The sequence below is a fragment of the Rubrivivax sp. A210 genome (assembly GCF_904426505.1).
In the GTDB taxonomy this organism is placed as follows: domain Bacteria; phylum Pseudomonadota; class Gammaproteobacteria; order Burkholderiales; family Burkholderiaceae_C; genus Rubrivivax.
Genome location: NZ_CAJGBN010000003.1, coordinates 14,307 through 36,719, shown reverse-complemented (window position 1 = coordinate 36,719; position 22,413 = coordinate 14,307). Strand labels below are relative to the sequence as shown.

The following is a 22,413-nucleotide window of genomic DNA, read 5'->3' as shown; positions in this document are numbered from 1 at the left end:
CTCAGGCCTCCCCAGCCTGGGCCGCCAGCGCCTCGCGCAGGCGCTGCACATAAAGCTGCTGCAGCGAGGCCGGTGCCAGCACCTTCACCTGGCCGCCGTGACGCAGGATGTCCATCACCAGCTCGGTCTCGTCGGTGTAGGGCACCTGCAGCTCCCAGCGGCCATCCTCGGTCCAGCGCCCCTTCTGCTCGCGATGCCACTCTTCCTGGCTGATCCAGCGCGCGGCGTGGGCGTCGAAGCTGAGCGTGGCCCACAGACGCTTCGCGCCGGCGTAGATGCCGTAGCCGGCGTCCATCTCGGCCTGCAAAGTCTTGCGCCCCACCTCCTTGGCCCGCGCATCCACCAGTTCGGCATGGGCGATGGCATCCAGGGCAAAGCGGCGCAGGCCGGCGCTGCGGTGGCACCAGGCGTCCAGGTACCAGGTGTTGCGGTGATGCACCATGCGCTGGGGTGAAACCTCGCGCTCGGAGATCTCGTCGCGGCTGCGCGTCAGGTAGCGCATGCGGATGCGGCGGCGCTGCAGCAGGCCTTCCACCACCAGCTCGAAGAATTTGCCCGGCACCGGCCGCCGCGCCGAGTTGATGATGCGCACGCGCTCCAGCAACGAGGCCGCGTTCGCCTCGTCGGGGCCCAGCAACTGGTGGATGCGGTCCAGCAGGGGCTGCAGGTGGCGGCTGATGATGCCGTCGGCGTCCAACTCGCTCAGCAACTGGTTGGCCATCAAGAGCGAATACAGCTCGTGCTCGCTGAACCACAGGCCCGGCAGCTCATGGGTCTCGCCGCGGAAGGGCTGGCCGAAGCGGTAGCCGTTGAGATCGCGGTCGTACTCGATGGGTGCGCCGAGCTGGTCCTTCAGGTAGGCGAGGTCGCGCTTGAGCGTGGCCGGCGAGACCTCGAGCTCTTCGATCAGCGCCTGGAAGCTGATATGGCCGCGGTTGCGGATGATGCGTTCGATCTTGTAGACGCGCGCAGTCTTGGTCATGGCCTTCCCTTGCTACTGCCCCGACCGGGGGCCACCCCCGCATCATCGCGCCCCCGCCATCGGCTAAGGTGTGGCCATGCGCCACATCCAGCACCCGGGGCCCGCCCAGGGCCCGCGCCTCCTGGCCCAGCCCTGCTCGGTAGAGCACGCCGATATCCGCCTGCCCGCCGGGCCCAGCCTGCTGGCCGCGCTGGCCGAGGCCTTGCAGGACGCCGGCGCCGACAGCGCCGTGCTGGCCCTCGCGGGTGGCAGCTTCGCGCCGCTGGCCTGGGTGCTGCCGCACACGGCGCCCACGCCGGAACACGCGGTCTACTTCAGCCCGCGCCACGACAGCGCCGGGCCGGCGTTCCTGCTGCAGGCGCGCGTGACCCTGGGCCGGCGCGAAGGCGCGCCCTGGCTGCACTGCCACGCCGAATGGGAAGCGGCCGACGGCAGCCGCCACATCGGCCACCTGCTGCCCGAGGCCTGCAGCGTCGCCACGCCCATCGCGGCCCGAGCCACCTGGCTGCGAGGCGCGGCCTTTGCAGTGGTACCGGACGAAGAGTCTCGCTTCTCGCTCTTCCAGCCCCGGGTCACGGCGGCCCTTGAAACACCGGCAGAACCGGCCTGGGCCCTGCGCCTGGCGCCGAATGCCGACGTCTGCACCACATTGGCCGGCTTCTGCGATGAGCGCGGCATCCGGCAGGCCCGCCTGCTGGGCGGCGTCGGCAGCACGGTCGGCGCCTGCTTCGACGATGGCCGCGTGGTCGGGCCCCACATCACCGAATGCTTCATCGAGCAGGGCCGCATCGAACCTGACGCCGCCGGCCGGGCACAGGCGCTGGTGGACATCGCGATGGTCGACCACCATGGCGGGCAACACCGCGGCCGCCTTGCAGCGGGCGCCAACCCGGTGCTGGTGACCTTCGAGCTGGTGCTGCAGCCGGCTTGAACAGCCGCAAGCGGGATACTTGCACCATGTTCGACTTCCGCGCACCCAAGCCCGCCCCCGCCCGGCGCTTTGCGCTGGTGCGCTATTTCTCGCTCACCGGGCTGACGGCTTTCGTGCTGGTGGCCCTGGTGTTGACGCACTTCACGCGCCAGCAAGGCCAGGTCTACCGCGACATCCAGTCCGAGGAAGCCGAGCACTTCCGCGCCGTGCAGCACGAATTCGCCCAGCAGCAGGAGGCCGCCGCGCTGCGCGACCTGCTGGCGGTACACGAGTCGGGCCACGTCAACCTGGCGCGCCTGTTCGCCAATGCGCTGTGGCAGAGCGACATCGCCCCCTTTGCCGAGCGCGCCGCCGGCGTGCCGCTCGAGCGCTGCCGCACCCTGCCCGAAGCCGCCGATGCGGCCAAGGCGCAGGCAGCCGTCGAGCGCGCCACCTGCTTCGCCGAGGTCGGCCGCCGCATCCTGGCCCTGCCAGGCTACGACGCACTCAATGCCAAGGTCTTTGCCGCGATGAGCAAGAGCACGGTGTTCAAGGTCAAGGTCTTCGACCTGCGCGGCGTCACGGTCTACTCGTCGGAACGCCAGCAGGTCGGCGAGGACAAGAGCGCCAACGCCGGCTGGGTCGCCGCCGCCGCCGGCCAACCGCGCAGCGAACTCACCCACCGCGACAAGTTCAGCGCCTTCGAGGGCGTGGTCGAGAAGCGCGACCTGATCTCAAGCTACCTGCCAGTGTGGGCGCCCGGCAGCCAGCACATCGTCGGCGTGTTCGAGGTCTATTCCGACGTGACGCCGCTGCTCGACCAGATCCGGCTGACCTCGGCCAAGATCGAGAAGGCCGCCACCGCCAACCAGGACAAGGTGGCGCAGATGTCGGCGCGCAATGAAGGCCGCGTCGCGCAGACCAGCCAGGAAGCGGCCTTCATCATCGCCGGCTCTCTGCTGCTGCTGTTCGGCGTGCTCTACCTCATCGTGAAACACGCCGATGGCATCCTCGCGGTACAGGCGCAGGAACGCGAGCGCACCCACCAGGACCTGGCCCAGGCCGAGAAGATGGCCTCGCTGGGCCAGATGGTGGCCGGGGTCGCCCACCAGCTGAACACGCCCATCGCCTATTCGCACAACAATGTCGGCATGGCCATCGAAGCGCTCAAGGAGATCGAGCCCCCGCTGTCCGCGGTGCGCGAGCTGATCAGCCAGATCCGCGAGGCGCCGGGCGACTACATCACGCTCGACATCGAGCGCGAGCGCGCTCAGCTGGCCGGCATGGAGGCTGCAGAGCTGAGCGCCGCCCTGCCGCTGGAGATGCTGGGCGACACGCTGGGCGGCCTGGAACAGATGCGCGAGCTGGTCGACCACCTGCGCGACTTCACCCGCCTGGACCGCAGCCGCACCGCGCAGGCCGATCTCGCCAAGGTTCTGCACAACGTGGCCTACATCGCGCGCAGCGTCCTCCCCGGCCACATCCGCATCGTCGAGAAGCACGAACCGCTGGCCGAGATCGACTGCAACGTGTCCCAGCTCAACCAGGTCTTCATGAACCTGATCAACAACGCGGCCCAGGCCATAGGCCAGGAGGCCGGCACGATCTCGGTGCGCAGCCGCATGGACCACGGCAAGATCCGCATCTCGGTGGCCGACACCGGCCCCGGCATCGCACCCGATGTGCTGCCCCATATCTGGGACACCTACTTCACCACCAAGCCCGAGGGCGAGGGCACGGGCCTGGGCCTGCCCATTGCCCGCACCATCGTCGAGCAGCACGGCGGCAAGATCACGGTGGTGAGCAAGCCGGGCCGGGGCACGACCTTCACCGTGCGCCTGCCCGTGGCTGCCGAGCCGCCAGCGCCGGAGCTGGCCTGAGAGCGGACGCGACATGACGCCGTCCGTCCATCCCGGCCCCGCCGACAGGCGCCATGCGCCGCTGCCGGCCGCTGCCGTGGACGGGGCGCTGCGGCCGCCGCGGCGCCATGCCGCCAGCATGCGCATGGGTTCGGGCCAGGCGCGCGCACAGCCGGTGCGCGCCACCGGCAAGCCGCCGGGCACGTCCAAAAGCCGCGTGCTCTGCGTGGACGACGAGCCCAGCATCCTGCGGTCGCTGACCTGGCTGCTGCAGAAGCAGTTCGATGTCGACACCGCGTCCAGCGGCGCCGAGGCCATGGCCCTGGTGCAGGCGGCGAGCTACGACGTCGTCATCTCCGACCAGCGCATGCCCGGCATGATGGGCTCGGAGCTGCTGCGCGAGGTGCGGCGGGTCTCGCCGCGCTCGATGCGCATCCTGCTCACCGGCTACTCCGACCTGCAGGCCCTGCTGCGCTCGGTGAACGAAGGCGAGGTCTTCCGCTTCGTCAACAAGCCCTGGAAGTTTCCCGAGCTGCTGCAGGTGGTCGAGGAGGCCGCGCGCATCGCACGCGAGGCGCCGGCGCTCATCGCGCTGGCCGACCCCTCGGACGCGACGGTCGACCTCAAGGGCGAGCGCATCCTGGTGGTCGATGACCAGCCCGAGATGGCGCGGCTGGTGCGAGAGGCAGTCGGCGCCGCCGTGGGCCTGGTGCGCGCCACCACGCTGGCCGCGGCCGAGGCCGCCTTCGACAATCCGGGCATAGGCATCATCGTCTCGAACATGCGGGTCGGCGGCGTCGATGCCTCGCGCCTGCTCAAGCAGCTCAAGGCCAGGCACCCGGCCGTGGTCGCCGTGGTCTACACCGACGCCACCGACGCCATCGACGTGATCGGCCTCATCAACCAGGCGCAGATCCTGCGCTTCCTGCCCAAGCCGGTGAAGCCGACCACGCTCAAGCTGGCGCTCGCGGCAGCGGCTGCCAAGCGCCAGCAGTGGCGCGACAACCCCGCCCTGCTGCAACGCCATGCCGTGCAGCAGCCGGGTCAGGCACCGCGCGAGGCTTTCGCCGGCGACACCCGGCCGGCAGCGCTGCAACCCCCCAGGCCGGCCACCCTGGCCGGCCTGGGGCGGCGCCTGGCCAACGGCTGGCTGCGCTTGTTCGGCCGCGGCTGAAGGCGAATCCGCATGCGCCGGCCGCCCGTCCGCGGCCGGCGCCGGATCACCGGGGTGGCGCCGGTTCCGCCCCGAGCGGGCCCAGCACCCTTTGCGCAAGTTCCTGGTGCAGGCCCAGCGCGGTCGCGTGAAGCTCGGCGTCGAAGCCGTGGCGCAGCAACAGGTCGATGCCATTCGTCTCCGCCAGAAGGCCGGGCAGCAGCCTGAGCCCGGCCGGCGTTTCGTCGAGCACCAGCGGGTGCGCCGACGCTTCCACCAGCCGCGCCAGGTCGACGTGGTGGGACGACACCACCACCGTGGCCTGCGCGGCCAGGCGCCGGATGACCGCGGCGGCAGCACTCACCGACTCCAGGTGGTTGGTGCCGCGGAAGATCTCGTCGAAGATGACCAGACAGGCCTTGGCGCGGCCGGCCCGGGCCATCATCTCGGCGGCGCGCAGCAGTTCGGCAACGTAGAGGCTGCGGCCCAGCGCCAGCGAATCCTCGATGCGGATGCTGGTCTGCACCAGGGCCCGGGGCAGCGACGCCGCCTCGGCCATGCACACGCCCAGGGCGCGCGCCAGCACCAGGTTCAGGCCCAGCGAGCGCAGCAGCGTGCTCTTGCCGCTGCCGTTCTTGCCGGTGAGGAAGAGCCCGCGGTCGCCCAGGGTCAGCGTGACGGGCTTGCTGCGGGCCAGCAAGGGATTGCGCATGCCGGTCAGCCAGGCGCCCGCGAGGCCATCCCTGGCCTGGTTCCAGCAGAAGCACTCGCTCGCGCGCAGATGGCAGGCCAGCCAGGCGTTGGCCTCGCGCTGGCCCAGGGCGAGGAAGACCTGCTGCAGCGCCTGGCGGTGGCGGCCGAGGCGTTCGATGTCGGCAGCGAGCCGCCGGTACTGCGACAGCAGGATCAGGTCGGCGTACTCGGCCAGGCCCGCCATGCGCTCCAGCCAGGTGGGCCTGAACGCCGCCCACAGCGGCCCCAGGTCGGGCAAGGGCGGCGCAGGCCAAGGGTCTTCGGCGCCCGGGTCTGCGGGCTGGCCGCGCTGCGGCTGCCCATCCAGCTCGGCCATGCGCATGGCGCTGGCCAGGAGCTGGCGGATCGCCCGCTTTTGCTTCTGCCACGTCGCCGACGGCCCATAGAGGCGAATCTGCACGGCCGCCGATACGCCCAGTGCCGCAACGATCAGGAGCCCTCCGGGCCCGTACAGGCCGGCCACGCTGAGGGCCAGTGCCAGGCCGAAGCCCATGGGCACCAGCCAGAGCAGGCCCACCCAATGCGGCAGCGCGATGGGCTCTGGCGCGAACAGCGTGCCCGCCACCTCGGTCTCGGCGCAGCGCAGGCCTGAGGTGGCCGCCCTCCAGGCAGCGGACCGGCCAGGATCGTCCACCAAGCCCCTGAGCTGCGTCACCTGGGCCAGGTCCGAGGAGTCGGTCAGGTCGCAGCCCCGCAGGCGCGCGCAAAGCCATTGGCGGCCGAACACGCTGCAATCGCCGGCCGCCTGGTCGATGCAGGCGTCGAGGTCGAGATCGCGCCAGCTTGGCTCATCCAGGCCTTCGGCAGAGGCCTTGCCCGCCGCATGCAACCGGGCAATCTCATGCTGCGTGAACCAGCCCCGCGGCATGGGCTGCTCCTGCCGCGTGGGCAGGAGCGACCACAGATGGCGCAGCTTGCGCGCCAGGGTGCCCTTCAGGGTGTTGACCGGCAATGGTCCCATGCAGGCCGCTCAGAGAAAGCCGATGGAGATCCAGGGCACGAAGGCCACCACCACCGTGCCCAGCAGCAGGGCCAGCAGGTAGCCGACGATGGGGCCCATGCCCTCGTCGGGGTTGACGCGGCCGATGGCGCAGGCGGCGTAATAGCCCACGCCCAGCGGCGGCGCAAAGAGGCCCAGGCCCATCGAAAGAATCACCACCATCGCGTAATGCACGTCGTGGATGCCGAGCTGGCGCGCAATGGGGAACAGCAGCGGCCCGAACAGCACGATGGCCGGTATGCCCTCGAGCACCGAGCCCAGCACCACGAAGGCGACGATGGAGATGGCCAGGAAGCCGCTGGCGCCGCCCGGCATGGCGGCCATGAACTGGGCCAGCTGGCGCGAGAAGCCCGATTGCGTGAGGCCCCATGCCATGGCGGTGGCGGTGCCGATGATGAGCAGGATGGCGCCCGAGAGCGAGGCCGTCTCCACCAGCATGGGCGCCAGGCGCCGCCACGGGAACTGGCGGTAGACCAGCAGGCCCGCCAGCACCGAGTAGGCGATGCCCAGGGTCGAGACCTCGGTGGCGGTGGCCACGCCCTGCACCACCGCAGCGCGGATCACGAAGGGCAGGGCCAGCGCCGGCAGCGCGATCAGGAAGAGCCGCGCCACCTGGGCCTTGGGCGTGCGCTGCACGCGGCTGAGGTCTTCGTGGCGGTAGCGCCGCCAGACCACGGCACACAGCATGGCGCCCAGTACCACGGCCGGCAGCAGGCCGCCGGTGAAGAGTGCGGCAATCGAGATACCCGTGACCGAGCCTATGGTGATGAGCACCAGGCTGGGCGGCACGGTCTCGGTCTGGGCGCCGGTGGCGGCCAGCAGGGCCACCAGGTCACCCGGCTTGGCGCCGCGCGCCTTCATCTCGGGGAATAGCGCCGGCGCGATGGCCGCCATGTCGGCCGCCTTGGAGCCCGAGATGCCCGAGACCAGGTACATCGCACCCACCAGCACATAGGACAGGCCGCCCTTCACATGGCCCAGCAGCGCCGCCAGGAAGGCGATCATCGCGCGTGCCATGCCGGTCATCTCGATCAGCAGGCCGAGGAAGACGAACAGCGGCACGGCGAGCAGGATCAGGTGCGACATGCCCTCGTCCATGCGGCCCACGATCACCGGCAGCGGCGTCGTCGTCGACAGCGCCAGATAGCCGAAGGTGGCCAGGCCGAAGCCGAAGCCGATGGGGATGCCGGCAAAGACGCAGGCACCGGCCACGCCAACGAAGAAGACCAGCAGATTGAGCCGCCCCAGTCCCTTGAACAGCGGGCCGAGCAGCCAGAACACGGCCACGATGGCGGCCACGATGAGCAGGGCCTGCAGCGCCGTGCGCGCGCCGGCCAGGCGCCACAGCCTGAGCTTGGCGAACACGCCCATCAGCATGATGCCGGTGGGCAGGGCGGCGGCACGCCAGAGGTTGGATATTTCGAGCGCCGGCGTGGTGATGGCGGCCTCGTCGGACGCGTACTCCCAGGCCGGCCACACCACCAGCACCAGGAAGGCCAGGCAGGCCGCGGTGGCCACGGCCTCGAGCAGGGCGCGGCGCGAGGGGCTGGCCTTGGCCACCAGCGCCGTCATGCGCATGTGCTCGCCGCGCCGCAGCGCCACCACCGAGCCCAGCATGGCCAGCCAGAGAAAGAGGATGGAGGCCAGTTCGTCCGACCACAGCAGCGGCGCGTGCAGCACATAGCGCGAGACCACGCCCGCGAACAGCACCACGATGTCGGCCAGCACCAGCAGGGCCGCCGGCACCTCGACCAGCCAGCCCAGGCCGCGGTCGAGCCGGGCCAGCCAGCCGCTATCGACTGCGGCGCTTGCGGTCGGAGAGACGGCCCCCACACTCACACCAGCTTGCCGGTGTACTTCTCGAGCACGCCCCAGGCCTCGTTACCGAACTTCTTGTGCCAGTCGGCATAGAAGCTGGCCGCGCGCAGCTTGGCGCGGAAGGCCTCGGCATCGGTGGTGTTGAAGGCCATGCCCTTGGTCTTGAGTTCACCCATCAGGCCGTCGTTGAGCTTCTTCACGTCGTCGCGCTGCTTCAGGCCGGCGGCATTGATGTGCCGGGTGACCAGATCCTTCAGGTCTTGCGGCAGGCGGTCGAAGGAGCGCTTGTTGCCCAGGAACCAGAAGCCGTCCCACATGTGGTTGGTGATGGAGCAGAACTTCTGCACCTCGTTGAGCTTGGCGGTGGCGATGATGGCCAGCGGGTTCTCCTGCGCGTCGGCGACCTTGGTCTGCAGCGCCGAATAGACCTCGGCGAAGTTGATGGTCAGCGGCGACGACTCGAAGGCCTTGAACATCGAGACCCAGAAGGGGCTGGGCGGGATGCGGATCTTCAGGCCCTTCAGGTCGTCGGGGGTGGCGATGGGCTTGGTGCTGGTGGTGATCTGGCGGTAGCCGTTGTCCCAGATCTTCTCGAAGGCGAACAGCGTGCTGCCGGCGGCGATCTGCTTGCGCACATGGGCGCCGAGATCGCCGTCCATCGCGGCCCAGACCTGGCCGTAGTCCTTGAACGCGAAGCCCACGCCCGAGATCTGCGCCGCCGGCACCAGGGTGCCCAGGATCAGCGGCGAGAGGGTGAAGAAGTCCAGCGCGCCCGAGCGCACCTGCGACAGCATGTCGGTGTCGTTGCCGAGCTGGTTGTTGGGGTAGACCTGGAAATCGATGCGGCCCTTGGACTCGGCATTGATGGCGGCGGCCATCTCGGCGGCGCGCTGGTTCATCGGGTGAGCCAGCGGCAGGTTGTTGCCGTACTTGAAGGTGAATTCGGCCGCCGCGTGGGCGCTCTTCAGGCCGGCCGCCGGCAGGGCGATGGCGCCGGCCGTGGCGATGATCTGGCGTCGGGTGAGCTTCATGGTCTGTCTCCTGGAGGGAAGGGGTTCGGGAAAGGGAATCGAGCTTCTTCGAATCAATCGGCCTGCACGGCCTGCACCTCGCCGCGCGCCAGCAGCAGCGCGCGGATGTCCTTCTTGCTGAGCTTGCCGTAGCCGGTCTTGGGCAGGGCGTCCCAGAAGAAGAACTGGCGCGGCCAGCGGTAGCGGGCCAGCTTGCCGTCAAGGTAGGCGAGCAGTTCGTCGGCGCCAGCGGCGGTGCCGGGGCGGCGCACGACCACGGCCACGCCCACCTCGCCCCAGTGGCGGTCGGCCACGCCCAGCACCGCAACCTCGGCCACGCCGGGGTGTTCGAGCAGCAGGTCTTCGCACTCGCGCGGGTAGACGTTGGAGCCGCCCGAGATGTACATGTCGGATTCGCGGCCGGTGATGCTGAGCAGGCCGCGACCATCCAGCCGGCCGAGGTCGCCGGTGTGGAACCAGCCGCCGCGCAGCGCCCGGGCGCTGGCCTCCGTGTTGCCGTGGTAGCCGTTGAAGACCGCGGGGCCGCGCACGCAGATCTCGCCCACCTCGCCCACCGGCAGCGGCTGCATACCGGGGTCGAGGATCGCGATCTCCATGCCGGTGCGCGGGCGGCCGCAGCTGCCGATGTTCGCGTCGGGGCTGGCGTCGTCGGCCGAGTGCATGTGCGCCGGCAGCACGGTGATGCAGCCGGTCACTTCGCCGAGCCCGAAGTACTGCACCAGCACCGGCCCCAGCTTGCGCAGCGCCAGGCGCTGGTCGGCGCGGTACATGGGCGCGCCGGCATAGATCACGAAGCGCAGCGATGAATGGTCATGGCGGTCCACCGCCGGGTGCTCGACCAGGGCCTTGACGATGGTGGGCACGGTGAAGAGGTTGCTGACGCGGTGACGCTCTATCAGCTGCCACACCTCTTCAGGATCGAGCTTCTCGCCGGCCAGCAGCACCGTGGCCGCACCGCGTGCCACATTGAGCAGGGCATGGATGCCGGCGCCGTGCGACAGCGGCGCCACGGCGATGGAGACATCGGCCTCGGTGGTGCCGGGGATGAGGTCGGCCAGGTGGTTGGCCACGACGAAGGCCATCTGGCCGTGGGTCAGGATGCCGGCCTTGGGATGGCCGGTCGTGCCCGAGGTGTAGAAGAACCACAGCGGGTCGTCCTGCGCCACCACGGCCTCATCCGGCGCGGCGCCCAGGTGCTGCTGCACCAGGGCTTCATAGGCCGTCTCGCCGGCCGGCGCATCGCCTATCCACAGCACCTGGCGCAGGCTGTCGGAAGCCGCCCGCGCGGCCTCCACATGGGGCGCGAAATCCGGCTCGGCGATCATCGCCACGGCGCCGCTGGAGCGCGCCATATAGGCCACCTCGGCCGGCGCCAGCCGGTAGTTGGTGGGCACCCAGACGCAGCCCATGCGAAAGGCGGCCCAGCCGCTCTCGAACAGCGCCAGGTTGTTGCGCGACTGCAGCAGGATGCGATCACCCTGGCGCAGGCCCAGGGCCTTGAGCCCCGCCACCAGCGCATCGACGCGGGCGTCGATCTGCGACCAGGTCCATTGCCTTTCGCCCTGGATCAGCCCGACGCGCTGCGGAAACAGCTGCGCCGTGTGGCGCAGCAGCCGCGCCAGGTTGCTGACCTGGGCCGGGTTCAAGCCACCGCCTCGAGGATGCTGACGTAGTTGGCCACCGCCGCGCCGCCCATGTTGAAGACGGCGCCCAGGCCGGCCCCGGCCAGCTGCATCTCGCCGGCCGTGCCGCTGAGCTGCATGGCCGCCATCACATGCTGGGAGACGCCGGTGGCGCCTATCGGATGGCCGCGCGACTTGAGGCCGCCGCTCAGGTTGACGGGCAGGCGGCCGTCGGCGCGGCTGATGCCGTCGAGGATGACGCGCCCGCCCTGGCCCTGCGGCGCCAGGCCCATGGCCTCGTACTCCAGCAACTCGGCGATGGTGAAGCAGTCATGGGTCTCGACGAAGTGCAGCGCCTCCAGCCCGCAGCCGGCCGCCGCCAGGCCCTGCTGCCAGGCCAGGGCCGCGCCCTCGAAGCGCGTGGGGTCGCGGCGCGACAGTGGCAGGAATTCATTGACCTGGGTGCGCGAGCGCCAGCGCACGGCCGGCACCTGCGCGCCGGGCAGCGGCTCGGCACTGATCACCAGCGCGGCAGCGCCATCCGACACCAACGAGCAGTCCGAGCGCTTCAGCGGCCCGGCGACAAACGGGTTCTTCTCCGAGGGCTGGCGGCAGAAATCGAAGCCCAGGTCGCGCCGCATATGGGCGTAGGGGTTGCGCACGCCATTGGCGTGGTTCTTGGCCGCGATCGCCGCCAGCGCGTCGCTCTGGTCGCCGTAGCGCCCGAAATAGGCGCTGGCGATCTGGCCGAAGACGCCGGCAAAGCCGCCCGGCGTGTCGCCCTCTTCGCGCACATAGCTGCAGCGCAGCAGCACCTCGCCGATCTGGGCATTGGGCAGCGTGTTCATCTTCTCCAGCCCCACCACCAGCGCGCGCTTGAGGCGCCCGCTCTGCACCGCGTCCAGCGCGCCCCAGATCGCCGCCGAGCCGGTGGCGCAGGCGTTCTCCAGGCGCACGGCCGGCACCCGGTGCAGCTCTGGCAGGGCCAGGGCGGCCAGGGCGCCGCTGAAGTCCTGGCGCAGGAAGCCGCCGTTGAAATGACCGACGAAGACGCCGTCGATGTCGCTCGCCTCCAGCCCGGCGCTGGCGATGGCCGCGCGGGCGGCCTCGGCGAACAGCTGTTCAAGATCGACGGCATCGTGCTTGCCGAAGGCCGTGTGGCCCCAGCCGACGATGTGGGAGTTGGTGCTCATGCGTGGCCCCGGCAGGTGCCAACGCAAGCGCCGGCACGGTCTACGATGTGAACCCGAACCGCGGCCTTGCCACCGTCCGGGCGCCGATGGTACGGGGCCAGCCTGTGGACAAGCCCGGGCTGCGCATGCGCCGTCGCAATCAACGGTTCAGCATATGGACCATCTCCTCATGGTTTATGCCTAGCGACCCCCTGCCATCCAGTACACCCGAGACCGCCGGCGCCCAGACCCTGCGCCGCGGCCTGGCGGTGCTGCGCCTGCTCACCCGCGTCGGCCCGGGCGGCCTGCGCATCACCGAGATCGGCCGCCGCCTGGCGCTCAACAAGAGCACCGCGATACGCCTCACGCGCACCCTGGTCGACGAGGGCTTCGTGATGCACGACCGCGCCAGCGGCGCCTACCGCCTGGGCCCCGAGGCCTTTGCCGTGGGCCTGGCGGCCGAACCCAGCTACGAGCTGCAGCGCCTGGCCGCGCCGCTGATGCGCACGCTGGCGCTGGAATCGGGCGACACCGTGTTCTTCACCGTGCTGCACGGCATCGAGAGCATCTGCCTGTCGCGCACCGAGGGCGATTTCCCCATCCGCAACCAGCTCGTCAAGGCCGGCGACCGCTGGCCGCTGGGCGTGGGCGCGGGCAGCTGCGCCATCCTGGCCGCGCTCTCCGACGCCGACATCGCCGACATCCTGCAGCGCAATGCCGCCACCCGGCTGGCGCGCTACCTGCGCTGCACCGATGCCGCCATCGGCCGCCTGATCCGCGAGACGCGCGCCCAGGGCTATTGCCTCAACCCCGGCCTGGTGCTGGAAAGCAGCTGGGCCCTGGGCGTGCCGGTCTACGACAGCCAGCAGCGGCCGGTGGCCTCGATCAGCCTGGCCGCCATCGAAAGCCGCCTCGGCCCGGCGCGCGCCGCGGCCCTGGGCAACCGCCTGATGCAGGCCAGCCGCGAGCTGCAGGGCCTGCTGGCAGTGGCCGCGGCCACCTGAAGAAAGCGTGGCGCGCAGCCGACACCCCGGCCCCTTGCCGGGATTGGCTCTTGCCTATGCTGGGCGCCCCTGACTGGAGATCCTGTGATGAGCAACACCCTTCCCGCCCCCCTGCCCGTGGCCGTCGTCACCGGGGGCGCCCGTGGCATAGGCCTGGCGGTGGCGCAATGGTTCCTGGCCCACGGCCACCGTGTCGCGCTGTGGGACATCGACGGCGAGACCTTGCGCAAGACCGAGGCCGCGCTGGCCGACCCCGAGCGCGTGCTGGCCCTGCGCTGCGATGTCTCGCAGCCCGAACAGGTGGCGCTGGCCACCGAGCAGACGGCGGCCACCTTCGGCCGCATCGACGCCCTCGTCAACAACGCCGGCGTGGCGGTGTTCAAGCCGGTGGGCCAGACCACGTTCGAAGACTGGCAGCATGTGCTGGGCACCAATCTCAACGGCCCCTTCCTCTGCACCCAGGCCTGCGCGCCGGTGATGCGCAAGACCGGCGGCGGCGCGGTGGTCAACATCGCATCGATCTCCGGCCTGCGCGCCAGCACGCTGCGCGTGGCCTATGGCACGAGCAAGGCGGCGCTGATCCACCTGACCAAGCAGCACGCCACCGAGCTGGGCACCGTGGGCATACGCGTCAACGCCATCGCCCCGGGGCCGGTGGAGACCGAGATGGCCAAGCTGGTGCACAGCGTGGCCATACGCTCGGACTACCACGACGTGATCCCGCTCGAGCGCTACGGCACGACCGAGGAAATTGCCAATGCCGTGGGCTTCTTGTGCAGCGCCAACGCCAGCTACATCAACGGCCAGGTGCTGGCCGTGGACGGCGGCTTCGACGCCGCCGGCGTGGGCCTGCCAACGCTGCGCAAGAACGCCGAGCGCTGAGCCGGGACGCGGTGCAGCGCCTGCGGACAGCGCCGCGCCAGGCGGAGGACCGCGCAGGCTCCGCATGCGCGGGCTGATTCCGGCCGGCCCTCAGCCCAGGGCCTGGGCCACCGCCGCTGCCAGAGGCGTGGTCGGCCGGCCTATCAGGCGCGACAGCGTGCGGCCGTCGGCCAAGAGCGCGTCGCGCGAGGCATCCACATCCCAGGCGGCCAGCGCGCCGGCCAGCCAGTCGGGCAGGCCCAGGCCCTGCAGCGCCGCAGCGTAGTCGGCCAGGCCGAGGTTGCGGTAGGGCACGGCCTTGCCGCCTTGGCCTGCGATCTCGGCCGCCAGATCGGCCAGGGTGTAGGGCGTGTCGCCGGCCAGTTCATAGACCTGGCCTGCATGGCCGCTGCCGGTGAGCGCCACCACCGCGGCCTCGGCATAGTCTTCGCGCGGCGCGCCGCTGATGCGGCCCGCGCCAGCCGCACCGATCAGCGCTCCGGCCGCCAGCGCGCCACGCGCCGAGGCCGTGTGGTTCTCCATGTACCAGCCGTTGCGAAGCATCGTCCACTCCAGGCCGCTGGCACGGATCATCGACTCGGTCTCCTGGTGCTCGGGCGCCAGACTCAGCGGCGAGCGGTCGGCGTGCAGCAGGCTGGTGTAGACGATGCGCCGCACGCCGGCCCTTTGCGCCGCTTCGATGACGTTGCGGTGCTGGGCGACGCGCTGTCCGACTTCGCTGGAGGAAATCAGCAACAGGGTCTGCACGCCGGCCAGCGCAGCGGTCAGGGTCTCGGGGCGGCCGTAGTCGGCAGCGCGCGCCGCCACGCCCAGGTCGGCGGCCTTGGCGGGGTCGCGCACCAGGGCGACGATGCCGGCGGCAGGCACCCGGGCGAGCAGCTTGCGCACGACGATGCGGCCGAGCTGGCCGGTGGCGCCGGTGATGGCGATGGTGGAGGCGACGGTGGAGGCGACGGTGGTGGCGCTGGCCATGGTGAATCCCTGCTTGAATCGAAGAGGAATGCACTTTAGGATTTAAACGTACTTTTCGGAAGTACGTACATGAAGGTAAGTATGAAGATCCAGCCTCCACCCGGCCCGGCGCCGGGGCAGCCGCGCCCCCGTTCTGCCCTGCTGCGCAAGGGCAATCTGCTGGCGCCGGCCTGCCCGTCGCGCACCGTGCTCGAGCACATGACCAGCCGCTGGGGCGTGCTGGTCTTGCTGGTGCTCGAGACCGGCACCCACCGCTTCAGCGAGCTGCGCCGCGCCATCGGCGGCGTCAGCGAGCGCATGCTGGCGCAGACGCTGCAGCGGCTGGAGGCCGACGGCCTGGTCGACCGCCTGGCCTTCGAGGTGGTGCCGCCCCATGTGGAGTACAGCCTGAGCACGCTGGGCCTGGAGGCGGCGCCCCGCGTGCGCGCGCTGGCCGACTGGATTGAAGACAGCCTGCCGCGCGTATTGAAGGCACGGGCGCGACGCGCGGCCTGAAACCCCGGACGGTGCTCGCCGATTAGATGTAAACTGCATGCATCTTAAATCGCCGCCAGGTCTGCCGAGCTCCCATGGAAACACTGCTTCGCATCGAGGAACCTGGCGCACGGCCCCTGCGGCGCTTCGCGCTCTGGGACCTGGGCTTTCGACCCTTCTACCTGCTGGCCAGCACCTTTGCCGCGCTCTCGATCCCGCTGTGGGCGCTGCAGGTCTCGGGCCTGCTGGGCCAGGCCTACCTGGCCGGGCCGCTGTGGCATGCGCACGAGATGCTGTTCGGCTTCACGCTGGCCGTCATCGTCGGCTTTCTCTTCACCGCAGGCCGCAACTGGAGCAACCAGCCCACGCCCACCGGGCCGGCGCTGGCCGCGCTGGCCGCGCTCTGGCTGGCCGCCCGCGTGCTGGTGCTGACGCCCTGGGCGCTGGCCGCGGCGCTGGCCAACATCGCCTTTCCGCTGGCCGCCGCAGCGGCACTGGCCGTGCCCTTCGTGCGCGCCGGCAACCGGCGCAACTACTTCTTCGTCGCCCTGCTGGTGCTGCTGGGGTTGGCCTCCGGCGCCGTCCACCTCTCGCAACTGGGCCTTGCCAGCCTGCCCGCCTGGGCCGGCATCCAGCTGGCGCTGGACATCGTGCTCTTCGTCATGTCGGTGATGGGCGGGCGGGTGATTCCGATGTTCACCAACAACGGCGTGCCCGGCGCCGGCGCAACACGCCATCCGCTGGTGGAAAAGGCCGCGCTGGGCGGAGTGCTGGCGCTGCTGCTGGCCGATCTCGCCGGCCTGCGCGGTCCGGCACTGGGCGCGCTGGCCCTGGCCGTGGCCGCCGCCCATGCGGCGCGCTGGGCCCTGTGGCGGCCCTGGCGCACGCTGCAGGCGCCGCTGGTGTGGGTGCTGCACCTGGCCTACCTGTGGATTGCCCTGCACCTGCTGCTGCGCGGCGCGGCCGGATTTGGCATCCTGGCCGAGTCGGCCGCCAGCCACGCGCTGACGGTGGGCGCCGCCGGCGGACTCATCATCGGCATGATGACGCGCACGGCCCGCGGCCACACGGCCCGGCCGCTGCGCGCCGACCGCTGGGAGATTGCCGCCTTCGTGCTGGTGGCACTGGCGGCCGTGGTGCGCGTGGCCTTGCCGCTGCTGGCGCCGTTGACGACGCTGCTGGCCGTGCAGGCCTCGGCCGCACTGTGGTCGGCCGGCTTCGGCGTCTATGCGCTGCGCTACTGGAGCGTGCTCACGCGCCCGCGCCTGGACGGCAAGCCGGGCTGAAGCCGGGGGCAGACGGCCCACGGCAAGAGCCCTTGGGGAATACTGGGCGCCCTCGTTCAGGCCTGATGCGGCCGGGAAGGAACGCCCCATGCCTCCCAAGGCCGATCTGCCCATCCTCGCCTTCGAGACCGCCGCCGCCTGGGAGGCCTGGCTCGCGGCCCAGCCTGCCGGCGCGCCCGGCCTGTGGCTCAGACTGGCGAAGAAGGGCGCGGGCAGGCCCAGCGTCTCGCGCCGCGAGGCCATAGACGGCGCGCTGTGCCACGGCTGGATAGACGGGCAGCTGGCGCCGCATGACGATCAATGGTGGCTGGTGTACTTCACACCTCGCTCGGCGCGCAGCAAGTGGTCGCAGATCAACCGCGAGGCGGCGCAGGCCCTGATCGAAGCCGGCCGCATGGCACCGGCCGGCCTGGCCCAGGTCCACGCGGCCCGGGCCGACGGGCGCTGGGACGCCGCCTATGCGCCGCAGCGCACGGCCACCGTGCCCGACGACCTGCGCGCCGCGCTCGCAGCCTCGCCGCAGGCGCTGCGCTTCTTCGAAGGCCTCAAGGGCGCCAACCGCTACGCCATCCTGCACCGAGTGGCCGACGCCAAGCTGCCGGCCACGCGGGCCCGCCGCATCGCGAACTTCGTCACCATGCTCGAAAAGGGCGAGGTGGTCTATCCGCCGGAACCTCAAGCACTGCCGAAGCGCGCTTCCAGGTAGCCCAGCAGCGTCCTCAGCGTCTGCGCCTCGCCGCCCACGGGCCGGCCGGGCCTGGCGCCGTCGTTCCAGGCGAAGAGGTCGATGTGCAGCCAGTCCAGCCCGGCGGGCACGAAGTCCTCGAGGAAGAGCGCGGCATTGATGGCGCCGCCAAGCGCTCCCTTGCCGGTGTTGACGATGTCCGCGATCTCGCTCTCGATGCCGCCGTGGTAGTCGCGCCACAGCGGCAGATGCCACAGCGGATCGCGCGCCGCGAGGCCCCGGTCAACCAGCTCGCGCGCCAGCTCCATGCGGCGGCAGAACAGCGCCGGCAGCTGCGAACCCAGGGCGACGCGGGCGGCGCCGGTGAGGGTGGCGAGGTCGATCATCAGCTCGGGCCTGGACTCGGCGCCATAGGCCAGCGCGTCGCACAGGATCACGCGGCCCTCGGCATCGGTGTTGCCGATCTCGATGTGCAGGCCCTGGCGCGTCTTGAAGACATCGCCCGGCCGGTAGGCATTGCCCGCGATGGCGTTCTCCACAGCCGGGATCAGCAGCTGCAGCCGCAGCGGCAGCTTCAGCGCCATGATCATCTGTGCCAGGCCCAGGGCATTGGCGGCACCGCCCATGTCCTTCTTCATCAGCCGCATGCCGTCGGCACCCTTGATGTCCAGGCCGCCGGTGTCGAAGCACACGCCCTTGCCCACCAGCGTGAGCCGCGGGTGCTTGGCCTTGCCCCAGTTCAGCTCGATCAGGCGCGGCGCGCGTGCCGCATCGGCGGCGCGGCCCACGGCGTGGATGGCGGGGAAGCCGGCCGCGAGCAGCTTGTCGCCCACCGTCTCCTTGAACTTGGCGCCGTGTTGCTCAGCCACCAGCCGCACCGCCTGGGCCAGCGAGGCCGGGCCCATGTGCTCGGCCGGGGTGTTGACGAGGTCGCGCGTCGACGCGATGGCGGCGGCGACGATCAGCGCCTTGTGGATCTCGGGGCTCGGCGCCAGCGCCAGTCGCCCCGGTTCACGCCGGGCCGGCTTGTAGGCGTCGAAGGTGTAGGCACCCAGCTCCCACGACAGCGCCGCGGCCGCGGCGTCCAGCGCCAGCGGCGCCTCGGCCGCCAGGTGGTAGCGGCCCGGCGGCAGCGCCTTGGGCAGGGCCGCCAGGGCCCAGGGGTCGCCCGCGTCGCGCACACCGGCCCACACCGCGCGCAGGCTGCCATCGGGCGCCGGCAGCAGGGCATGGCTGTCGGGCGCGCCGGCAAAGCCCACGGTCTGCAGCCAGCGAGCACTGGCCGCGTCAAGGCCCGGCGCCCGTTCGGCAAAGCCGGCGCGGTCGACGGTGTACAGGGCCACGCTGTCGCGGCCCGGCGTGTGGGTCAGTTCTACGGTCATGCATTTCCCCAAGACTTCAACGGCCGTGGTGACCGCCGGCCGCAGTTTGGCATGCCCGCCGCAGCGGCCTGGCCGGCAGCCCGTCGGGCTTCAGGCGCGGGCGCCCAGGCCCAGCCAGGTGGCCAGCGGCGCCGGGTCGTCCAGCAGTTCGGCGCTGGTCGCGCGCCAGGCGATGCCGCCGCGGTCCAGCACCAGGGCGTCGTCGGTGACGCCCAGCACCAGGCGCGGATGCTGATCGACGACGATGGAAGACAGGCCTTCGTCGCGCGCCACGCGCCGTATCGCGCGCAGCAGCTCGGCCACGAGGATGGGTGCCAGGCCTTCCAGCGGCTCGTCCAGCAGCAGCAGGCGCGGGTTGAGCACCAGGGCGCGGCCGAAGGCCAGCATCTGCTGCTCGCCGCCGCTGAGCTGGTGGCCCAGATGGCGTTGGCGCTCGGCCAGGCGCGGAAAGAGCTCGAAGACACGGGCCTGCGTCCATGGCCCCGGGCGGGCCACGGCCTGCAGGTTCTCGGCCACCGTGAGCGAGCTGAACACATTGCGCTCCTGCGGCACCCAGCCCAGGCCGGCGGCGGCGCGTCGGTGCGGCGGCAGCGTGTGCAGGGCCAGGCCATCCAGGGTGATGCGGCCGGCATGGCGCTGCGCCGCGCCGATGAGGGTGTCGATCAGCGTCGTCTTGCCGCTGCCGTTGCGGCCCAGCAGCGCCAGCGAGCGGCCGGCCTCGATCTCGAAGCCGATGTCGGCCAGCACCACGGCCTGGCCGTGGCCGCAGCTCAGGCCCTCCACGCGCAGCAAGGGCTCAGCCATGGGCCAGCCCGACATCGCCCAGGTAGACCGCCTGCACCCGCGCGTCGGCGGCAATGGCCTCGGGCTCGCCCTCGGTGAGCACGGCGCCGTCGACCAGCACAGTGATGCGGCGCGCGAAGGCGAAGACGAGGTCCATGTCGTGCTCGATCAGCAGCACCGCCACCTCGGCCGGCAGCGCCGCCACGGTGGCCAGGATGTCGGCGCGCTCGGCCGCGGGCACCCCGGCCGCCGGCTCGTCCAGCAGCAGCACGCGCGGCCGCAACGCCAGCGCCAGCGCCATCTCGAGCAGGCGCCGCTTGCCGTAAGGCAGCTCGCCCGTGGGGCGCAGCGCATGTTCCTGCAGGCGAAACTGCTCGACCAGCGCTTCGGCCTCGGCGGCGATGGCGGCGTCGGCGCCCAGCGGCTGCCACCAGCGCCAGGCCGCGCTGCGGCGCCCGGCCACCGCCAGCGCCAGGCTTTGCAGCGGCGTCAGCGTGGCGAAGAGCTGGCTGATCTGGAAGGTGCGCACCAGACCCAGCGCGGCGCGGCGGTGCGGCGCCAGGCCGGCGATGTCGCGCCCCATCAGCTCGACCCGGCCGGCACTGGGCGCGAGCACGCCGGTCAGCAGGTTGATCAGCGTCGTCTTGCCGGCGCCATTGGGGCCGATGAGGGCGTGGCGCGCGCCGCGCGGCAGGGTCAGCGAGACCTGGTCGGTGGCAGTGATGCCGCCGAAGCGCTTGCACAAGCCCTGGGTGCGCAGCACGATCTCATCGCTCATGGCCAGGGCCTTCGCCGCCACCAGGTCCACGGCCGCAGCAGGCGCTCGCGGCCCACCACCATCAGCAGCACCAGGATGAGGCCGAGCCAGAAGCTCCAGTACTGGGCGGTAAGGGCCGACAGCCCGTCGTGCAGCAGCTTGAAGGCAATGGCGCCGACGAGGCCGCCCCAGAGCCAGCCGGCGCCGCCGATGATCAGCGCCAGCAGCACCTCGGCGCTGCGGTGGAACTCGAAGACATCGAGCGAGACGAAGGCGGTGGTCTGGGCCAGCAGCGCGCCGGCGGCGCCGGCCAGCGCCGCGGCCAGCGTGTAGACGGCCGCCAGCCGCGCCGGCACCGACAGGCCCAGGGCCTCCAGCCGCAGCGGGTTGTCACGCAGCGCCTGCAGCGACAGGCCCAGCGGCGTGTGTACGAGGCGGCGCAGCAGCACGAAGGCCGCGAACAGCACGGCCATCGAATAGAACGAGGCCACGCGGGCGCCGAGGTCGAACTCGAAGCGGCCGATCAGTGGCAGGTTGAGCGGCCCCATCACCACGCCCTGCAGGCCGTCGGCGCCGCCGGTGAGCGTGTCGAAGCGGTTGGCCAGTTCCAGCAGCACCCCGGCCACGCCCAGGGTCAGCATCAGGCGTGTGAGATCGCTGCCGCGCACGATCAAGGGGCTGGTGATTGCGCCCAAAGCGCCGCCCAGCGCCGTGCCCACGGCCAAGCCCAGCAGGGGGTCGTCCAGCCCCTGCTTGGCGAACAGCGCCGCGCCATAGGCACCGACGCCGAAGAAGGCCGCTTGGCCCAGCGAGACGATGCCGGCGAAGCCGAGGATGAGGTCCAGCGACAGTGCAAACAGCGCCAGGATGGCGATTTCATTGATCAGCGCGGCATGAGAGCCTGCCACGAAGGGCACGGCCCAGATCGCGACCCAGGCCGCCAGCTCCCAGGCACGCCAGCGCGAAGGCGCGCGCAGCGCCGAGGCTGCTGGCGACGCCTTCACCGCCCTGCCCCGCGCGTGAACAAGCCCTGGGGACGCCACAGCAGCAGGGCGATCATCAGCACGTAGACGACGAAGGCACCCAGCTTGGGCGCGTGGTATTTGCCCATCACGTCGGCCACGCCCAGCAGCAGGGCCGCCAGCAGCGGGCCGGTGATGCTGCGCGTGCCGCCGACGGCGCAGACGATGAGGACATAGGCCATGACCTTGAACGGAAAGCCGGGCTCGAGCCCGAGGATCTCGACCCCGAGCGCGCCGCCCAGCCCGGCCAGGCCGGAGCCACAGGCAAAGGTGAAGAGAAAGATGCGGTCCACCGGAATGCCCAGGCCGGCGGCGACGCGCCTATCGTCCACCGCGGCGCGCAGCCGGGCGCCGAAGCGGGTGTGCGTGAGCAGCACCTGCAGCCCCAGCGCCAGGGCCAGGCACAGGGCGATGACGAAGAGCCGGTAATGGCCCATGCCCAGGGTGAAGGCACCGCTGCCGAACTCACTGCGCCCGGCCAGCCAGGCCGGCGTGCGCAGGCTCACCGGCGACGCGCCCATGGCCCAGTCGGCCGCCGCCACCGCCATGAAGGTCAGGCCGATGGAGAACAGCACCTGGTCGAGATGGGGCCGGCCGTACATAGGGCGGTAGAGGCTGCGCTCCAGCATCGCGCCGGCCAGCGCCATGGCCGCGAAGGCCGCCGGCAGGCAGGCCAGGAAGGGCCAGCCGGCGCGCTGCATCAGCAGCACCAGCACATAGCCGCCGCCCATGGCGAAGGCGCCATGGGCGAGGTTGACGAAGTTCATCAGCCCCATCGTCACCGCCAGGCCCAGCGACAGCACGAAGAGCAGCATGCCGTAGGCCACGCCGTCGAACAGCAGGGTCAGCATGGCCCCCCCCTGAAG

20 protein-coding genes are annotated in these 22,413 nt (G+C 71.2%); 8 read left to right on the top strand and 12 right to left on the bottom strand.

All coding sequences use genetic code 11. The features are described from left to right. Position 1 precedes the first annotated feature (1 nt). Complete coding sequence (locus tag JMV16_RS04615) at positions 2-982, bottom strand: helix-turn-helix transcriptional regulator (protein ID WP_201493009.1); 981 nt, start codon at positions 980-982, stop codon at positions 2-4. Positions 983-1,058: 76 nt separating this feature from the next. On the opposite strand from JMV16_RS04615, the gene JMV16_RS04610 reads away from it, so the two are divergent. The 3 genes from JMV16_RS04610 to JMV16_RS04600 are packed head-to-tail and all read left to right on the top strand — an operon-like array spanning position 1,059 to position 4,925. Beyond that, a complete protein-coding gene (locus JMV16_RS04610) occupies positions 1,059-1,913 on the top strand; it encodes a hypothetical protein (protein ID WP_201493008.1) in 855 nt (284 codons plus the stop codon). Positions 1,914-1,939: 26 nt separating this feature from the next. After that, a complete protein-coding gene (locus JMV16_RS04605) occupies positions 1,940-3,772 on the top strand; it encodes a sensor histidine kinase (RefSeq protein WP_201493007.1) in 1,833 nt (610 codons plus the stop codon). 13 nt (positions 3,773-3,785) lie between these two features. Then, on the top strand, positions 3,786-4,925 hold the full coding sequence (locus JMV16_RS04600; RefSeq protein WP_201493006.1) for a response regulator: 1,140 nt from the start codon (positions 3,786-3,788) through the stop codon (positions 4,923-4,925). 46 nt (positions 4,926-4,971) lie between these two features. On the opposite strand, the gene JMV16_RS04595 is transcribed toward JMV16_RS04600, so the two are convergent. From JMV16_RS04595 to JMV16_RS04575, 5 genes are read right to left on the bottom strand one after another with little or no spacing between them, the layout of a single operon-like run. After that, complete coding sequence (locus JMV16_RS04595) at positions 4,972-6,618, bottom strand: MutS-related protein (protein WP_201493005.1); 1,647 nt, start codon at positions 6,616-6,618, stop codon at positions 4,972-4,974. 9 nt (positions 6,619-6,627) lie between these two features. Continuing rightward, complete coding sequence (locus JMV16_RS04590) at positions 6,628-8,490, bottom strand: TRAP transporter large permease subunit (RefSeq protein WP_236580363.1); 1,863 nt, start codon at positions 8,488-8,490, stop codon at positions 6,628-6,630. Between the two features lie 2 nt (positions 8,491-8,492). Next, entirely contained in the window at positions 8,493-9,506 is a 1,014-nt protein-coding gene (locus JMV16_RS04585; protein ID WP_201493003.1) for a TRAP transporter substrate-binding protein, read from the bottom strand. Between the two features lie 53 nt (positions 9,507-9,559). Next, the gene (locus tag JMV16_RS04580; RefSeq protein WP_201493002.1) at positions 9,560-11,152 is read right to left on the bottom strand and encodes an acyl-CoA synthetase; all 1,593 of its coding nucleotides are present in this window, start codon (positions 11,150-11,152) and stop codon (positions 9,560-9,562) included. After that, on the bottom strand, positions 11,149-12,321 hold the full coding sequence (locus JMV16_RS04575; RefSeq protein WP_201493001.1) for an acetyl-CoA acetyltransferase: 1,173 nt from the start codon (positions 12,319-12,321) through the stop codon (positions 11,149-11,151). Before JMV16_RS04575 ends, JMV16_RS04580 begins: the two co-directional genes overlap by 4 nt. Before the next feature lie 176 nt (positions 12,322-12,497). Here JMV16_RS04575 and JMV16_RS04570 point away from each other — a divergent pair, with 176 nt between their 5' ends. Together JMV16_RS04570 and JMV16_RS04565 are read left to right on the top strand one after the other, a co-directional pair. After that, entirely contained in the window at positions 12,498-13,304 is an 807-nt protein-coding gene (locus JMV16_RS04570; RefSeq protein WP_201493000.1) for an IclR family transcriptional regulator, read from the top strand. Between the two features lie 87 nt (positions 13,305-13,391). Continuing rightward, entirely contained in the window at positions 13,392-14,186 is a 795-nt protein-coding gene (locus tag JMV16_RS04565; protein ID WP_201492999.1) for an SDR family NAD(P)-dependent oxidoreductase, read from the top strand. A 90-nt stretch (positions 14,187-14,276) separates the two neighbouring features. On the opposite strand, the gene JMV16_RS04560 is transcribed toward JMV16_RS04565, so the two are convergent. Next, on the bottom strand, positions 14,277-15,158 hold the full coding sequence (locus JMV16_RS04560) for an SDR family oxidoreductase (RefSeq protein WP_201492998.1): 882 nt from the start codon (positions 15,156-15,158) through the stop codon (positions 14,277-14,279). Positions 15,159-15,239: 81 nt separating this feature from the next. Here JMV16_RS04560 and JMV16_RS04555 point away from each other — a divergent pair, with 81 nt between their 5' ends. The 3 genes from JMV16_RS04555 (at position 15,240) to JMV16_RS04545 (ending at position 17,624) form a co-directional block, all read left to right on the top strand. After that, positions 15,240-15,653, top strand: a complete 414-nt coding sequence (locus JMV16_RS04555) for a winged helix-turn-helix transcriptional regulator (RefSeq protein ID WP_201492997.1) — start codon at positions 15,240-15,242, stop codon at positions 15,651-15,653. A gap of 74 nt (positions 15,654-15,727) precedes the next feature. Then, positions 15,728-16,918 (top strand): NnrS family protein, encoded by a 1,191-nt coding sequence (locus JMV16_RS04550; protein WP_201492996.1) that lies wholly within the window; start codon positions 15,728-15,730, stop codon positions 16,916-16,918. Positions 16,919-17,006: 88 nt separating this feature from the next. After that, positions 17,007-17,624 carry a YdeI/OmpD-associated family protein gene (locus JMV16_RS04545; protein WP_201492995.1) on the top strand — a complete coding sequence of 206 codons (618 nt, stop codon included), beginning with the start codon at positions 17,007-17,009 and terminating at the stop codon, positions 17,622-17,624. Here the strand turns inward: JMV16_RS04545 and JMV16_RS04540 are convergent. The 5 genes from JMV16_RS04540 to JMV16_RS04520 form a co-directional block, all read right to left on the bottom strand. After that, complete coding sequence (locus JMV16_RS04540; protein ID WP_201492994.1) at positions 17,594-18,985, bottom strand: leucyl aminopeptidase family protein; 1,392 nt, start codon at positions 18,983-18,985, stop codon at positions 17,594-17,596. The two genes, JMV16_RS04545 and JMV16_RS04540, sit on opposite strands and share 31 nt — an antisense overlap. Positions 18,986-19,075: 90 nt before the next feature. Next, positions 19,076-19,789, bottom strand: a complete 714-nt coding sequence (locus JMV16_RS04535) for an ABC transporter ATP-binding protein (protein WP_201492993.1) — start codon at positions 19,787-19,789, stop codon at positions 19,076-19,078. Further along, positions 19,782-20,546 carry an ABC transporter ATP-binding protein gene (locus tag JMV16_RS04530; RefSeq protein ID WP_201492992.1) on the bottom strand — a complete coding sequence of 255 codons (765 nt, stop codon included), beginning with the start codon at positions 20,544-20,546 and terminating at the stop codon, positions 19,782-19,784. The genes JMV16_RS04535 and JMV16_RS04530 overlap by 8 nt, the downstream gene beginning before the upstream one ends. Continuing rightward, the gene (locus JMV16_RS04525; RefSeq protein WP_201492991.1) at positions 20,543-21,529 is read right to left on the bottom strand and encodes a branched-chain amino acid ABC transporter permease; all 987 of its coding nucleotides are present in this window, start codon (positions 21,527-21,529) and stop codon (positions 20,543-20,545) included. The genes JMV16_RS04530 and JMV16_RS04525 overlap by 4 nt, the downstream gene beginning before the upstream one ends. Beyond that, positions 21,526-22,398, bottom strand: a complete 873-nt coding sequence (locus tag JMV16_RS04520) for a branched-chain amino acid ABC transporter permease (protein ID WP_201492990.1) — start codon at positions 22,396-22,398, stop codon at positions 21,526-21,528. The genes JMV16_RS04525 and JMV16_RS04520 overlap by 4 nt, the downstream gene beginning before the upstream one ends. Between the last annotated feature and the right edge of the window lie 15 nt (positions 22,399-22,413).